Genomic DNA, 14,947 nt, shown 5'->3' with positions numbered 1-14,947 from the left:
TCAGCAACCCCTGCTGCGTTCCCGTCACCAACCTCGACGTCGGGGCTGCGATCCGACGAGCTGTCCCTTTGTGGCTTCGTCGCGACCGCGGTACACGATGTATGGGCGGAACAGGTACGCGAACGGCGCGCTGAAGGCGTGGACGAGGCGTGTGAACGGCCAGATCGCGAACAGCACCAGCGCGACCGTCACGTGGATGTGGAACGAGAGCGTCGCCTCGGCCATCAGGTCGCCCCGAGGTTGCAGGATCCAGATCGACCGGAACCACGGTGACACCGTCTCGCGGTAGTTGTGCGCTTCGTTGGCCTCGAACGCGCCGATCACCGTGGTGGCGAGCCCGGCGACGATCGCGGCGACCAACACGACATACATGACTTTGTCGTTGACAGTGGTCGCGCTGAACACGGGCCCCCTGGTGCGCCGGCGGTAGACCAGCAGACCCACGCCGACCAGCGTCGCGACACCCGCAATGATGCCAGGAACCGCCGCGCCCCAGTGATACATGTGTTCGCTGATGCCGACGGCTTCCGTCCAGGACTCCGGGATCACCAGACCGATGACATGTCCGAGAATCACCACGAGCATGCCGAAGTGGAACAGCGGACTGCCGATCCGCAGCAACCGGCTCTCGTACAGCTGCGACGAGCGGGTCGTCCACCCGAATTTGTCGTACCGGTACCTCCACCAGATACCGACGATCAGTACGGCGAGGGTCACGTACGGCACGATGTCCCAGTAGATCACGCCTGCGTTCATGCCGGCCGACCTCCTTCTCGAGCGGAACTGCCGTCGCTGCGCGGCGGCACGGTGAGGGTGAAGGGCTGCAGTCCGATCGCCTCGGCGGGCGGTCCCGCCTCTGCCAGATGCCGGGCTCGCTGCAACTCCTGGTCGGTGACCGGCGGAAGTGTGGCGCACACCGCGGTCACAGTGTCGGCATAGGGCGAGGCGTGTTCGACGAGCGCGGTGTGCAGCACGTCCAGGGGCGCCCGGTGCGCCGCGAGCAACTTCTCCCCCACCTCCGGATCGACGGTCGCCGCGAATTCGAGCACGACGGGCAGGTGGTCGGGCGCCTCCCCGTCGGGTGGCTCGACTCCCGCATCGCGGTAGGCACGTGCGAACGCATGGATCTCGGTGCCCCGATTACGTGTGTCGCCGCCTGTCCAGTAGGTCAGGTACATCGTCGAGCGTCGGCGCATGTCGAAGGTCTCGACGTACTCGCGTGCCGCGACGAGGGGCTCGGTCGTGCGGAGGTACAGCGCGGTGCGCGCGAGTGCGTCGTGTTCGGATCCGGTGACGTGCTCGAGCAGAGCATCGACGGTGACGAGCCGCCCCGGGGTCCGCTCGTCGGGATAGGCGAGCAACAGCGACGCCGCCTGGCGGATTGCGCGGTGCTGCAACCGGACCGCCGCGAGGTCGCGTCGTGTCGAGCGGCGAAGCAGCTTCATCGATCATCCTCGGCATCGTCTCGGTGGTGTTGCGGGAATATGCCTGCGGGTACGCCTTTGCCATCCCAGTTGAGCAGATTCACCCGCGACGGATTGCTCGCGTTCGCGGCCATTCCCTCAGAGGTCTGCCGCTGTTCGAGCGCGTGGAACGTCTCGACGGCAACCGGCACCGGCCCGCCGCTGGACTCGCCGAACGGACCCGATTCGTACATGCCGGGTCCACCGTCGAACGACAACGCGCAGTCGGTTGCCGTCTCCTCCAGCTTGTGGCCGTCGGTCGCGTACGCGGTCGGAATGACATAACGCTCGTCGTACTTGGCGAGCGCCAGCAGCCGGTACATCTCGTAGATCTCTTCCTCGGTCATGCCCACCGCCTGTGGGATGTGCGGCTGGGTGTCCCGCCCGAGGTTGACGTCGCGCATGTACGAGCGCATCGCCGCGAGCCGGTGCAGCACTCCCTCGACCACGTCGGTGTCACCCGCGGTGAACAGTTCCGCGAGATACTGGATCGGGATCCGGAGCGACTCGAGTGCCCCGAACAGATTTCCGATTTCTTCCCCGTCGTGGCCGTCACGGCTGACGGCGTCGACGACCGGCGACAACGGTGGGATGTACCAGACCATCGGCATGGTCCGGTATTCCGGATGCAGCGGCAACGCCACCTTGTACTTGTTGATCAGCGCGTAGATCGGCGAGCGCTGGGCTGCGGTGATCCAGTCGTCGGAAATCCCTTCGGCCCGTGCACCTGCCATGACTTCCGGATCGTTCGGGTCGAGGATGAGCTGCCGCTGCGCTTCGTACAGATCCTTGTCGTTCTCGACGGACGCGGCGTCGAGAACTTTGTCGACGTCGTAGAGCACCAGCCCGATGTACCGGAGCCGGCCGACGCAGGTCTCCGCACACACCGTCGGCAATCCGACCTCGATCCGCGGATAGCAGAACGTGCATTTCTCGGCCTTGCCCGTCTTGTGGTTGAAGTACACCTTCTTGTAGGGGCAACCCGACACGCACATCCGCCAGCCCCGGCAGCGATCCTGGTCGACGAGCACGATGCCGTCCTCGCTGCGCTTGTAGATGGCGCCCGACGGGCACGATGCCACGCACGACGGATTCAGGCAGTGTTCACAGATCCGCGGCAGGTAGAACATGAAGGTCTCTTCGAGTTGGAGTTTGACCTCCTCGTTGATCTTCTGCAGGATCGGGTCCTCCGGCAGGATCTCGGGGGAACCGCCGAGGTCGTCGTCCCAGTTCGCCGACCACTCCACTTTCATCGGTTCGCCGCTGATGAGACTGCGGGGCGGCGCGACCGGGATGTTGTTGCCGAGCGGCGCGGTGGTGAGGTTCTCGTAGTCGTAGGTCCACGGCTCGTAGTAGTCGTTGATCGACGGCATCTTCGGATTGGAGAAGATGCGGGTGAGCTTGTGGATGCGCCCGCCGTCACGCAGACGTAGCCGGCCCTTCTTGTCGCGGACCCAGCCGCCCTGCCACTTCTCCTGGTCCTCATACCTGCGCGGATACCCTTGTCCCGGTCTGGTTTCGACGTTGTTGAACCACACGTACTCGGTACCCGAGCGATTGGTCCAGGCCTGCTTGCAGGTCACTGAACATGTGTGGCATCCGATGCACTTGTCGAGGTTCATCACCATCGCCATCTGCGCCATGACCTTCATCAGTACGTCACCTCCTGGCTGCGGCGGCGGACCACCGTCACTTCGTCACGCTGGTTTCCGGTGGGCCCGAGATAGTTGAAGGCGTACGACGTCTGTGCGTACCCGCCCGCCATGTGCGTCGGTTTGATCAGGATTCTCGTGATCGAGTTGTGGATACCGCCTCGCTTGCCGGTGGTTTCGGTCAGCGGTACGTCGATGGTGCGTTCCTGCGCGTGATAGACGTACACGACTCCTTCGGGCATGCGGTGCGAGACGATCGCGCGGCACACCACCACACCGTTACGGTTGACCGCCTCGATCCAATCGTTGTCCCGGACCGAGATCTTCGCCGCGTCGGCCGGACTCATCCACATGGTCGGGCCGCCACGCGACAACGACAGCATGAACAGGTTGTCCTGATACTCGGAGTGGATCGACCACTTGGAGTGGGGCGTCAGATAGCGCACGGTCAGGCCGATTCCGTCGGTCGTTCCGATTGCAGATTCGCCGAAGAGTCTCGACATGTCCAGCGGCGGCCGGTAGGTGGGCAGCTGCTCCCCGACCTCTTCGATCCAGTCGTGGTCGAGATAGAAGTGCATGCGGCCGGTGAGGGTGTGGAACGGTTTGAGCTCCTCGATGTTCACCGTGAACGGGGCGTAACGTCTGCCACCGGTCTCGCTGCCGGACCATTCGGGGCTGGTGATCACAGGGACCGGTCTGGCCTGGGTATCGGCGTAGGTGATCCGGCGCTCTTCGCTGCCCTCGGCCAGGTGGACGAGGCGCCTGCCGGTACGCTTCTCGAGTTCGCGGAATCCTTCGACGGCCAACCGGCCGTTGGAGGTTCCCGACAGCGACAGGATCACGTCGGCCATCCGCTCGGCAGTGGTGATCGCGGGGCGGCCCGCACCGGCACCGGTGTTCATCACACCGAATTTCGCGGCGAGTTCGGCGACCTCCTCGGTGGGATGTGTGGTCACGCCCTTGGTGGTCAGCCCGAGCTTGTCCACGAGTGGTCCGAGCGTCGACCACTTGTCGGCGATGGCGGTGTAGTCGCGTTCGACGACCGCGATCGGCCCCATCGTCTTTCCCGGGATCGGTACCTCACCGGTCTTGCGCCAGTCGTTCTCGGTACCCGAGGGGAACGCCATTGCGCCGGGGGTGTCGTGCTGGAGCGTGCCCATCACGACGTCGGTGCGGGTGCCCAGGTGCGTGCGTGCCTGGGCACTGAAGGCCTTCGCGATCGCACCGAATGCTTCGTAGTCCGAACGGGTTTCCCAGGGCGGGTCGATCGCGGGACTGAAGGCGTGGATGTAGGGATGCATGTCGGTGCTCGACAGGTCGCCCTTTTCGTACCACGTGGCGGCGGGCAGCACGATATCCGAGAACAGCGTGGTGGACGTCATGCGGAAATCGATCGACATCAGCATGTCGAGTTTGCCTTCCGGCACGGTGTCGGTCCACGTCACCTCGTTCGGCCGCAGCCCGTCGGTGGTGGTCTCGTCCTGCAGGTTCGAGTCGGTGCCGAGCAGGTGTTGCAGGAAGTACTCGTTGCCCTTGCTGGAGGAGCCGAGCAGGTTCGAGCGCCACACGCTCAGTACGCGTGGCCAATTCTTCGGGTTGTCGGGATCGGTCACCGCGAGTTTCAGATCGCCGCTCGCCAGTTGCTCCGCGACATAGGACGGAATCTCCTTGCCTGCGGCACGTGCATCATCGGCGACATCGAGATTGTTCCGGTCGAACTGCGGATAGAACGGGGTCCATCCCATCGCGACAGCGGAGGCCATCACATCCATCGTGTGCTTGTCGCGGAAGCGGCCGCGCCCCAACGGGCTGGACAAGGCGTCGGCGCGATAGCCGTCGTATCTCCACTGATCGGTGTGCACATACCAGTACGACGTCCCGGCCATCTGTCGCGGCGGCCGACTCCAGTCGGTGCCCATCGCCATCGCTGCCCACCCGGTGACGGGACGGCACTTCTCCTGGCCTACGTAATGCGCCCAGCCACCGCCGTTCCGGCCCATCGATCCGGTGAGCAACAGCAACGCCAGCACTGCGCGATAGGTGGCGTCGCCGTGGAACCACTGGCAGATACCCGCGCCCATGATGATCATCGAGCGGCCGCCCGATTCCTCGGCGTTGCGAGCGAGTTCCTTCGCGATCCGAATCGCTTGACCCGCAGACACTCCGGTGATCGATTCCTGCCACGCCGGCGTGTAGGGCGAGTCGGCGTCGTCGTATCCCGTGGGCCACTGCCCCGGCAGACCCAGTTCAGGGCGGTTCACGCCGTATTGGGCGAGCATGAGGTCGAACACCGTACACACCAGGTGTGCACCGACGCGGCGCACGGGGACACCGCGTTCGATGCTCTCGCCGTGGCCGTCGATCGAATCGAAGCTCGGCAGATGCACCGTCGCGGTCTCACCCGCTGCTCCGCCTCCCGGCGCAACGGTCAGGGTCGGTACCAGGTCGCCGAGGTCCAGATTCCATTTTCCTACGCCGTCGTCGCCGTACCGGTGTCCGAGCGAACCGTTCGGCGCGACGACGGTGTCGGTGGCGCCGTCGAGCAGGACCGGCTTGAAAGCGGCGTTCTCGACATCCTCGCCGAGGTCGGCCGCAGTGAGGTTCTTACCCGGCACGAGCATGCCGTCGCGGTCTTCGAGCTTCACCAGGAACGGCAGATCCGTGTACTGCCGTACGTAGTCGACGAAGAACGGGACCCGCCGCTGTACGTAGAACTCGTTGAGCAGCACGTGGCCCATCGACATCGCGAGTGCGCCGTCGGTGCCTGCGGCGCACGGCATCCATTCGTCGGCGAACTTGGTGTTGTCGGCGTAGTCGGGGCTGATCGAGACGACCTTCGTGCCGCGGTAGCGAACCTCCGCCATCCAGTGGGCATCGGGTGTCCGGGTGACGGGCACGTTCGAGCCCCACATCAGCAGGTACGCGGCGTCCCACCAGTCACCGGACTCGGGCACGTCCGTCTGGTCGCCGAACACCTGGGGGGACGCGACGGGCAGGTCTGCGTACCAGTCGTAGAACGACGTCATGACGCCGCCGAGCAATTCGATGAAACGTGAACCTGCCGCGAACGACACCATCGACATCGCCGGGATCGGTGAGAATCCCGAGACGCGGTCGGGGCCGTACTCCTTGATCGTGTGCACATGTGCGGCCGCGATCATCTCGGTGGCCTCGGCCCACGTCACGCGAACCAGGCCGCCCTTGCCGCGGGCCCGCTGGTAGCGAGCTCGTCGCTCGGGATCGTTCTGGATGTCGGCCCAGGCGAGGACCGGGTCGCCGAGGCGTTGCCGCGCCTCGCGGTACATCTCGACGAGCACACCGCGCGCATACGGATACCGCACCCGGGTCGGCGAGTAGGTGTACCACGAGAACGCGGCACCTCGGGGGCATCCTCGTGGTTCGTATTCGGGTCGATCGGGACCGACCGACGGGTAGTCGGTCTCCTGCGTCTCCCAGGTGATGATCCCGTCCTTGACATAGATCTTCCACGAGCACGACCCTGTGCAGTTGACACCGTGTGTGGAGCGAACCACCTTGTCGTGGCTCCAGCGGTCGCGGTAGAACACATCGCCTTCGCGGCCGCCCTGGCGTGTGACGGTCCGACCGTCGTCGGATCCTTGCCCGGGAGTGAAAAATCGACCGCTGCGGACCAGGAGTTCTTCGAGGGTTCCGCCCGTACCGGTCTTCTCTGTGGTCACTTCGGTTCCTCCTGCGGCTGTGGCGTATCGGTCGCCGGTTCACGTGTCTTCAGTTTCAGTGCGGTGTAGGCCAATGCGATCAGCGCTGTCACGACGAGCAACAGCAGGCCCACCGTGTAGTCGTTGTCGACCGGGTCGTAGGTCGCGCCCATCACCAGAGGCGGGAAGTATCCGCCCAAACCGCCTGCAGCAGCAACGATTCCGGTGACGCTACCGACCGAATTCGCAGGCGCGCGCCGCGCGACCCACGCGAAGACGCCACCGGTGCCGATGCCCAGGAAGATCGCCATCGCAATGAAGTCGGTGGCCGACAGGACGTCGGGCGGCGGTTTGAGGGTGGCGAGGAACGCCGTGACAGCGGTGCCGGCGAGCGAGGCCAGCACAACGTATTTCGGTGGGATCCGGTCGGAGAGTGCGCCGCCGATGGGGCGTGCAATGACCGCGGCGACCGCGAATCCGGCCGTTCGTGTTCCCGCGTCGACGGCCGAGAAGTCGTAGATCGTCTTGATGTAGGTGGGCAGGTAGTTGCTGAACGCCACGAACCCGCCGAACACGATGGCGTAGAGGAACGACATCTCCCATGTGACTCGGAGCTTGCAGGCTGCGAGCAGTTTCGGGGTGACCTTGTCGGTGTTCGGGGTGAACGTCGGCGAGTTCTTCATCGCGACTGCACACAGCACAGCCGTGAGCGCGAGCGCTACCGCGATGATCGCGTGGGTGGCGATCGTCCCGAACCAGCCGACGAAACGCGGGGTGAAGAACGCGGACAGAGCGGTGCCGACCATCCCCGCGCCGAACACGCCGGTGGCGAAACCTCGACGGGACTGGTCGTACCAGCCGTTCGCGAACGGGATTCCGACAGCGAAGATCGTGCCTGCGATGCCGAGGAAGAAGCCGAACACCAGGAGCAACGGATACGATCCCGCCTCACCTGCGAAGCCGACCGCGAGCACCGGAATGATCGAGGCGACGGTGACGAGGATGAACATGAACCGACCGCCGTACCGGTCGGTGAGAGGGCCGACGGCAATTCTGCCGAGTGAACCCACGAGGATCGGCGTCGCGACGAGCATCGACGCCTCACTACTGCTGAGCGACATGTCGCCTGCATATGTGGTCGATAGTGGGCCGATCATGTTCCAGGCCCAGAAATTTATGGCGGATACCCAGGTGGCCAACGCCAGGTTGAACCCAGGTCGTGCCCCGACGCCAGCCGCTGCAACCGTGTTCACCCCCTCAGGTAACCACCCCGGGGAGAATTCGCGCGCATGTTTGGGTAAACGTTACAACGGGCGCACTATGTGAATTCGTACCCTGGTACGAAAGTCCCTGGCGGACCCGACCACCGGGCACCTAGAGTGCATCGGAGCCGAACGCTTCTTGGAAACAGTGACTTTCGGCAGGGCCCCAGATACCGGATACGACACCGCCCGCGGGCGGTTCTCCCCTACCGGGGGGAACCACACGCGGGCGGTGTGCGCGAAATCAGGATTCGGCAGCCTCGGTGGCGGCCTCTCCGGTGGCAGCCGGCTCAGCGGCGGCTTCCTCCTCGACGGGGATCAGGCTGATCTTGCCGCGGTTGTCGATGTCGGCGATCTCGACGCGGATCTTCGACCCGATGCTCACGACATCCTCGACCTTGGCAATCCGCTTGCCGCTACCCAGCTTGCTGATGTGCACGAGACCGTCGCGACCCGGAAGGAGCGACACGAACGCACCGAAGGCGGTGGTCTTGACGACCGTGCCCAGGAAGCGCTCGCCGACCTTCGGCAGCTGCGGATTCGCGATGGCGTTGATCTTGTCGATCGCGGCCTGTGCGGACGGGCCGTCCGCAGCACCGACGTAGACGGTGCCGTCATCTTCGATCGAGATGTTGGCGCCGGTTTCCTCGGTGATCGAGTTGATCATCTTGCCCTTGGGGCCGATGACCTCACCGATCTTGTCCACGGGGACCTTGATGGTCGTGATGCGCGGCGCGAACGGGCTCATCTCGTCGGGCGCGTCGATGGCCTCGGCCATGACCTCGAGAATCGTGGCCCGGGCGTCATGTGCCTGCGACAGTGCACCGGCAAGCACCTTGGACGGGATGCCGTCGAGCTTCGTGTCGAGCTGGAGAGCCGTGACGAAATCCTTGGTACCCGCGACCTTGAAGTCCATGTCACCGAATGCATCCTCGGCGCCGAGGATGTCGGTGAGGGCGACGTACCGCGTCTCGCGGGTGCCGTCCTCGAGCTCGATCTCGTCGGAGACCAGGCCCATCGCGATGCCTGCAACCGGCGCCTTGAGCGGCACACCGGCGTTGAGCAGCGACAGCGTCGACGCACACACCGAACCCATCGACGTCGAGCCGTTGGAGCTCAGCGCCTCGGACACCTGACGGATCGCGTACGGGAACTCTTCCTGGCTCGGAAGCACCGGCATGAGAGCCCGCTCGGCGAGTGCGCCGTGGCCGATTTCACGACGCTTCGGCGAACCGACGCGGCCGGTCTCACCGGTCGAGTACGGCGGGAAGTTGTAGTGGTGCATGTAGCGCTTGCTGGTCTCGGGACCGAGCGAGTCGACCTGCTGCGCCATCTTGACCATGTCGAGGGTGGTGACACCCATGATCTGAGTCTCGCCGCGCTCGAACAGTGCGGAACCGTGAGCGCGAGGAACGATGGCGACCTCGGCCGAGAGTGCGCGGATGTCGGTGATGCCGCGGCCGTCGATGCGGAACTGATCGCGGAGAATGCGCTGGCGCACGAGCTTCTTGGTCAGCGAGCGGAATGCTGCGCCGATCTCCTTCTCGCGTCCTTCGAAGGACGGTGCAACCTGCTCGAGGATCTCGACCTTGACCGCGTCGGTGCGGTCGTCGCGCTCCTGCTTGCCTGCGATCGTGAGAGCCTCGGCGAGCTTGGCGGACGCTGCGGCCTCGACGGCTGCGTACACGTCGTCCTGGTACGGCAGGAACAGCGGGAAGTCGCCGGTCGGCTTCGCGGCCGCGGTGGCGATCTGCTGCTGAGCGATGCACAGGCGGGCGATGAACGGCTTCGCGGCTTCGAGGCCCTCGGCGACGATCACCTCGGTCGGAGCCTGCGCGCCGCCTTCGACGAGTGCGATGACGTTGTCGGTGGCTTCCGCCTCGACCATCATGATCGCGACATCGGCGGAATCGGGATTGCTCTCGCCGCCGACGATACGGCCCGCGACGACCATGTCGAACACAGCATTCTCGAGCTGCTCGACGGTCGGGAATGCGACCCACTGGCCGGCCTTGTTCTCCTCCGACGTGATGAGCGCGACGCGCACACCACCGACGGGGCCGGAGAACGGCAGGCCTGCAAGCTGGGTGGAGGCGGACGCGGCGTTGATCGCGACAACGTCGTAGAGGTCGTTGGGGTTCAGGCTCAGAACCGTGACGACAACCTGGATCTCGTTACGCAGACCATCGACGAACGACGGACGCAGCGGCCGGTCGATGAGGCGGCAGGTGAGGATCGCGTCGGTCGAGGGACGGCCCTCACGACGGAAGAACGAGCCGGGGATGCGGCCCGCTGCGTACATGCGCTCTTCGACATCCACCGTCAGCGGGAAGAAGTCGAAATGGTCTTTGGGCTGCTTCGAGGCGCTGGTGGCCGACAGCAGCATGGTCTCGTCGTCGAGGTATGCGACGACGGAGCCGGCGGCCTGCTGAGCGAGGCGTCCGGTCTCGAATCGAATGGTGCGGGTGCCGAAAGACCCGTTGTCGAGCGTGGCGACGGATTCGAACACGCCCTCGTCGACCTCGACTGCGGTGTTACTGGTCATCTGTGAAATCTTCTCTTCCCTCTTCGTCTTCGCCGTACCCGCGCGGGCGCCGGGCCCCCTTGGCCGCGGCTGCGCACCGGCTCACGGAGGCGGCCGTCGATCGAAACCCACCGGCACTTCTCGTGCGGCCGGGAGGTCACTACCGAAGACCGACACCGTCGGTGCGTACGGAACATCACCGTTGGCGGCGATGTGCTGCGCCGGCACATGCGGCGCATACACCGATAGCCAACGAGGCCCAGTCTAAGGGGTACCCCGTTGGCTATCGGAAAAGATCAGCGAATGCAGATCGTGTCGCTTCCGAACTGCGTCAGCGACGCAGGCCCAGACGCTGGATGAGCGCGCGGTAGCGCGCGACGTCGACCTTCTCGACGTACTTGAGCAGGCGGCGACGACGACCGACCAGCAGCAGCAGGCCGCGGCGGGAGTGGTGGTCGTGCTTGTGCTGCTTCAGGTGCTCGGTCAGATCGGTGATGCGCTTGGTGAGCATCGCCACCTGCGCCTCCGGCGAACCGGTGTCCGTCTCGTGGAGACCGTACTCGCCGAGGATCTGCTTCTTCTGCTCGGTGGACAATGCCACTGTCGTACTCCTGATCACTGACGTTCGCGTGATGAAAAACGGGCCGGAACCCGGTGGTGCAGCCGCCGCGAACCGCAGCACACACCGACCGGCAACATTACCAGAGGTCCGCCCGGCGCTTCACCCAGGGTTGCGTTGCGTCACGACCTACGCCTCGTCCACCAGGAGTTCACGAGCGAGGTCAGCATCGCGATGCATCGCGGAAACCAATGCTTCGATGGAATCGAACTTCTCCATACCTCGAAGCCGCTCGACGAAGTCGACTGCTACGTGCTGACCGTAGAGATCCGCCTCCTCGTCGAGGACGAACGCTTCGACCGTACGATTCCGGCCCGAGAAGGTGGGATTCGTGCCCACCGACACCGCAGCCCGGTAGCGGCGTCCGGCATCGAGCCCGTCCACGGGAGATCCCGAGCCCAGGACGGTGAACCACGCAGCGTAGACACCGTCCGCCGGGATGGCCGCATACATCGGGGGTCCGATGTTCGCGGTGGGAAATCCCAGCCCGCGCCCGCGGCCGTCGCCGTGCACGACCACACCTTCGACCCGGTGGGGGCGACCGAGCGCATCGGTCGCCGCAGTCATGTCGCCGGCATCGACGCACGACCGAATGTAGGTCGACGAGAAAGTCACTGCATGTTCGGCGAGCAGGGTCTGCCCGTCGACCGCGAAACCGAAGCGCTCGCCGATCGCGCGGAGCATCTCTACGGTCCCCGCGGCCTTCTTGCCGAAGGTGAAGTTCTCCCCCACCACGACCTCGGCGACGTGCAACCTCTCGACGAGGATCTCGTGCGCGTACCGCTCGGGAGAGAGCTTCATGAATTCGGGAGTGAACGGCATCACGCAGAACACATCGACGCCGAGTTCCTCGGCGAGTTCGGCGCGCCGAGCCAAGGTGGTCAGCTGGGCCGGATGACTTCCCGGACGCACCACTTCCATCGGGTGCGGGTCGAAGGTCATCAACACACTGGCGATGCCCCGTTCCTTCGCCGCCTTCACCGCTCGGGTGATCAGTTGCTGGTGACCTCGATGCACGCCGTCGAACACGCCGATAGTGACCACACACCGACCCCAGTCCGCGGGTATCTCGTCCAGACCTCGCCATCTCTGCACATCGGGAAGCGTACGACCCCGCGGACGAACCGGCATCCTCGCCCTCGTACTCACCCCGGGTGGACAACGCGAAGCGACGCTCGGCATAATTTCGGGGTGCCAAACTTTTGGATGAGACAGACCAAATTCACCCTGGTTGCCGCCGCCCTCGTGGCACTCACCGCATGTGGCACCGTGCAGACCGACGACGATCCCCTCGTCCTGACCACGTTCACGGTGCTCGCCGATATGGCACGCACCGTAGCGGGCGACCATGTGCGGGTGGAATCGATCACGAAGCCGGGCGCCGAGGTGCACGGCTACGAGCCGACGCCCGGCGACTTGAGGCATGCGACCGAAGCGGATCTCGTCCTCGACAACGGACTCGGTCTCGAACGCTGGTTCGAGCAGTTCCTCGCAGACACCGAGGCCGCACACGTCGTATTGAGCGAGGGCATCGAAGCCCTGCCGATCGGCGATGCGTCCTCCACACAACTCAATCCCCACGCGTGGATGTCACCGGTGACCGCGCAGATCTACGTCGACAACATCGAGGCCGCGCTGAGCGAGCTCGCTCCCGAGCACGCCGCGGATTTCGCAGCCAACGCCGCCGCCTACCGGACCGAACTGCAGGCGGTGCACGACGAACTCGTCACGACGCTGGCAACGGTTCCCGAACACCAGCGGGCACTGGTCACCTGCGAGGGCGCATTCGGTTATCTCGTGCGTGACGCAGGAATGCGCGAGGCCTACCTGTGGCCGGTCAACTCCGACCAGCAGGGCACTCCACAACAGATCGCCCGCACAGTCGATTTCGTCCGCGACAACGACATTCCGGCGGTGTTCTGCGAATCCACCGTCTCCGACAAAGCACAGAGGCAGGTCGCGGCCGACACCGGCGCCGCATACGGCGGCACCCTCTACGTCGATTCCCTGTCCGAACCCGACGGACCGGTGCCCACCTATCTCGACCTACTCCGCCACGACGTCGCAACCATCACGTCAGGACTGAGCTCGTGACACGCTCCCACACCCCACATCCCGCTCCGGACCGCCCCTCCGGCCCCGCCCTGCGTCTGGATCACCTCACGGTCCGCTACGACACCGTCGTCGCACTCGACGGGGTGAACCTCGAACTCGACCCCGGCAGAGTGTGCGGGCTCGTCGGTACCAACGGCTCGGGCAAATCAACCCTGTTCAAAGCCGTGATGGGGTTGGTCAAACCCTACGAAGGCGAGGTCACCATCGGCGGCACCGGAATCACCGCCGCACGAAAGTCCGGCGCGGTGGCGTACGTTCCGCAGGCCGAGGGCGTCGACTGGGACTTCCCCGTCGGTGTGCGCGACGTCGTGATGACCGGACGGTACGGACACCAGGGATGGATGCGCCGAGCCCGTCGCGTCGACCACGAGGCAGTCGCGGACGCACTCGAACGTGTCGGCATGACCGCCTTCGCCCACCGTCAGATCGGGCAGTTGTCCGGAGGACAACGTAAACGGGTGTTCGTCGCTCGGGCCATTGCACAGCGTGCACCGCTGCTGCTCCTCGACGAACCCTTCGCGGGTGTCGACACGACCACCCAGGTGGCGCTGACCGAGGTGCTCCGCGACCTCGCCGCCGACGGACACACCCTGCTCGTCGCCACCCACGATCTTGCGGGCCTGTCGCAACTGTGCGACGAGGCGGTCCTGCTGCAGAGGCGGGTGATCCTGCACGGCACCCCCGACGAGGTGCTGCTCCCCGAGAATCTTGCGCGTGCGTTCGGTGCGAGCACCGAGCCACAGGAGGTGGCGTGATGCTCGATCCGATCCTCGAACCCCTGCAATACGGCTTCATGCAGCGCGCCCTCGTGGTCGCGGTCATCACGACCGTGGTGTGCGCCCTGCTGAGCTGCTGGCTCGTGTTGATCGGGTGGTCTCTGATGGGCGACGCGGTATCGCACGCGGTACTTCCCGGTGTGGTCCTCGCATACCTGGTGGGCGCACCGTTCACGCTGGGCGCGTTGCTGTTCGCAGGTCTCGCGGTGGCGTTGATCTGGCTGGTCCGCGGGACCACGAAGATCAAGGAGGACGCCGCGATCGGAACGGTCTTCACCACACTGTTCGCTCTCGGTGTCGTCCTGATCTCGAAGAATCCCAGTCAGATCGACCTGCACCACGTGCTGTTCGGAAACCTGTTGGGCCTCTCCCAGTCCGACGTCTGGCAGATCGCCGGGCTCGCCACCGCAGTGTTCGTGGTGCTCGTCGTCAAGCGCCGGGATCTCACACTGTTCGCGTTCGATCGGGTCCAGGCGCACACACTCGGCATGTCCCCCGCCAAGCTGTCGGCGCTCCTGCTCGCACTGCTGGCTGTCACGATCGTGAGTGCAGTCCAGGCCGTCGGCGTCATCCTCGTGGTCGCCATGCTCATCATCCCCGGCGCCACCGCGTACCTGCTGACCGACAGGATGTCCCGAATGCTGGTGATCGCGCCGGCGCTCGGCGCACTCGGGTCGGTGGCAGGTGTGTACACGAGCTACTACACCGATGCGGCGACCGGTGGCGTGGTGGTCCTCGCCCAGGCCTCGCTGTTCGCTGCCGCGTACCTGTTCGCACCACGGCAGGGCCTCGTGACTTCGGCCCTGCGCAGGCAACCGGTCCGGAAAGGTGATTCTCGGCTGAAGGTTACCTAAGCTGG

At 65.2% G+C, this 14,947-nt stretch carries 11 protein-coding genes; 3 read left to right on the top strand and 8 right to left on the bottom strand.

Annotated elements, in window-relative coordinates; all coding sequences use genetic code 11:
* Positions 1–24 precede the first annotated feature (24 nt).
* The 8 genes from narI to ACFWCF_RS19855 all read right to left on the bottom strand — a co-directional run bounded on the left by narI (position 25) and on the right by ACFWCF_RS19855 (position 12,292).
* The gene (narI, locus tag ACFWCF_RS19890; protein ID WP_378491682.1) at positions 25–756 is read right to left on the bottom strand and encodes a respiratory nitrate reductase subunit gamma; all 732 of its coding nucleotides are present in this window, start codon (positions 754–756) and stop codon (positions 25–27) included.
* A complete protein-coding gene (narJ, locus tag ACFWCF_RS19885) occupies positions 753–1,445 on the bottom strand; it encodes a nitrate reductase molybdenum cofactor assembly chaperone (RefSeq protein WP_378564928.1) in 693 nt (230 codons plus the stop codon). The genes narI and narJ overlap by 4 nt, the downstream gene beginning before the upstream one ends.
* On the bottom strand, positions 1,442–3,115 hold the full coding sequence (gene narH / locus ACFWCF_RS19880; protein ID WP_378564925.1) for a nitrate reductase subunit beta: 1,674 nt from the start codon (positions 3,113–3,115) through the stop codon (positions 1,442–1,444). Before narH ends, narJ begins: the two co-directional genes overlap by 4 nt.
* Positions 3,115–6,813: a nitrate reductase subunit alpha gene (locus ACFWCF_RS19875; RefSeq protein WP_378564922.1), complete on the bottom strand. Its 3,699-nt coding sequence runs from the start codon at positions 6,811–6,813 to the stop codon at positions 3,115–3,117. Before ACFWCF_RS19875 ends, narH begins: the two co-directional genes overlap by 1 nt.
* On the bottom strand, positions 6,810–8,045 hold the full coding sequence (locus ACFWCF_RS19870; protein ID WP_378564920.1) for a nitrate/nitrite transporter: 1,236 nt from the start codon (positions 8,043–8,045) through the stop codon (positions 6,810–6,812). Before ACFWCF_RS19870 ends, ACFWCF_RS19875 begins: the two co-directional genes overlap by 4 nt.
* 253 nt (positions 8,046–8,298) lie before the next feature.
* Complete coding sequence (locus tag ACFWCF_RS19865) at positions 8,299–10,599, bottom strand: polyribonucleotide nucleotidyltransferase (protein WP_378491677.1); 2,301 nt, start codon at positions 10,597–10,599, stop codon at positions 8,299–8,301.
* A gap of 310 nt (positions 10,600–10,909) precedes the next feature.
* Positions 10,910–11,179, bottom strand: a complete 270-nt coding sequence (rpsO, locus tag ACFWCF_RS19860; protein ID WP_378564917.1) for a 30S ribosomal protein S15 — start codon at positions 11,177–11,179, stop codon at positions 10,910–10,912.
* A 147-nt stretch (positions 11,180–11,326) separates the two neighbouring features.
* Positions 11,327–12,292 (bottom strand): bifunctional riboflavin kinase/FAD synthetase, encoded by a 966-nt coding sequence (locus ACFWCF_RS19855; protein ID WP_378564913.1) that lies wholly within the window; start codon positions 12,290–12,292, stop codon positions 11,327–11,329.
* A 111-nt stretch (positions 12,293–12,403) separates the two neighbouring features.
* Between ACFWCF_RS19855 and ACFWCF_RS19850 the strand changes: the two genes are divergently transcribed.
* Genes ACFWCF_RS19850 through ACFWCF_RS19840 form a run of 3 tightly spaced genes read left to right on the top strand, consistent with a single transcriptional unit; the run spans position 12,404 to position 14,942 of the window.
* Positions 12,404–13,291, top strand: coding sequence for a metal ABC transporter substrate-binding protein (locus tag ACFWCF_RS19850; protein WP_378564910.1), 888 nt, complete (start codon positions 12,404–12,406; stop codon positions 13,289–13,291).
* Entirely contained in the window at positions 13,288–14,067 is a 780-nt protein-coding gene (locus ACFWCF_RS19845) for a metal ABC transporter ATP-binding protein (protein WP_378564907.1), read from the top strand. The genes ACFWCF_RS19850 and ACFWCF_RS19845 overlap by 4 nt, the downstream gene beginning before the upstream one ends.
* Positions 14,067–14,942: a metal ABC transporter permease gene (locus tag ACFWCF_RS19840; protein WP_378565000.1), complete on the top strand. Its 876-nt coding sequence runs from the start codon at positions 14,067–14,069 to the stop codon at positions 14,940–14,942. The genes ACFWCF_RS19845 and ACFWCF_RS19840 overlap by 1 nt, the downstream gene beginning before the upstream one ends.
* Positions 14,943–14,947 lie beyond the last annotated feature (5 nt).

The sequence above is a fragment of the Rhodococcus sp. NPDC060090 genome (assembly GCF_042729855.1).
Classification (GTDB): domain Bacteria; phylum Actinomycetota; class Actinomycetes; order Mycobacteriales; family Mycobacteriaceae; genus Rhodococcus.
The sequence above is the reverse complement of the archived record's forward strand: the minus strand, read 5'-3'. Positions and strand labels throughout refer to the sequence as shown.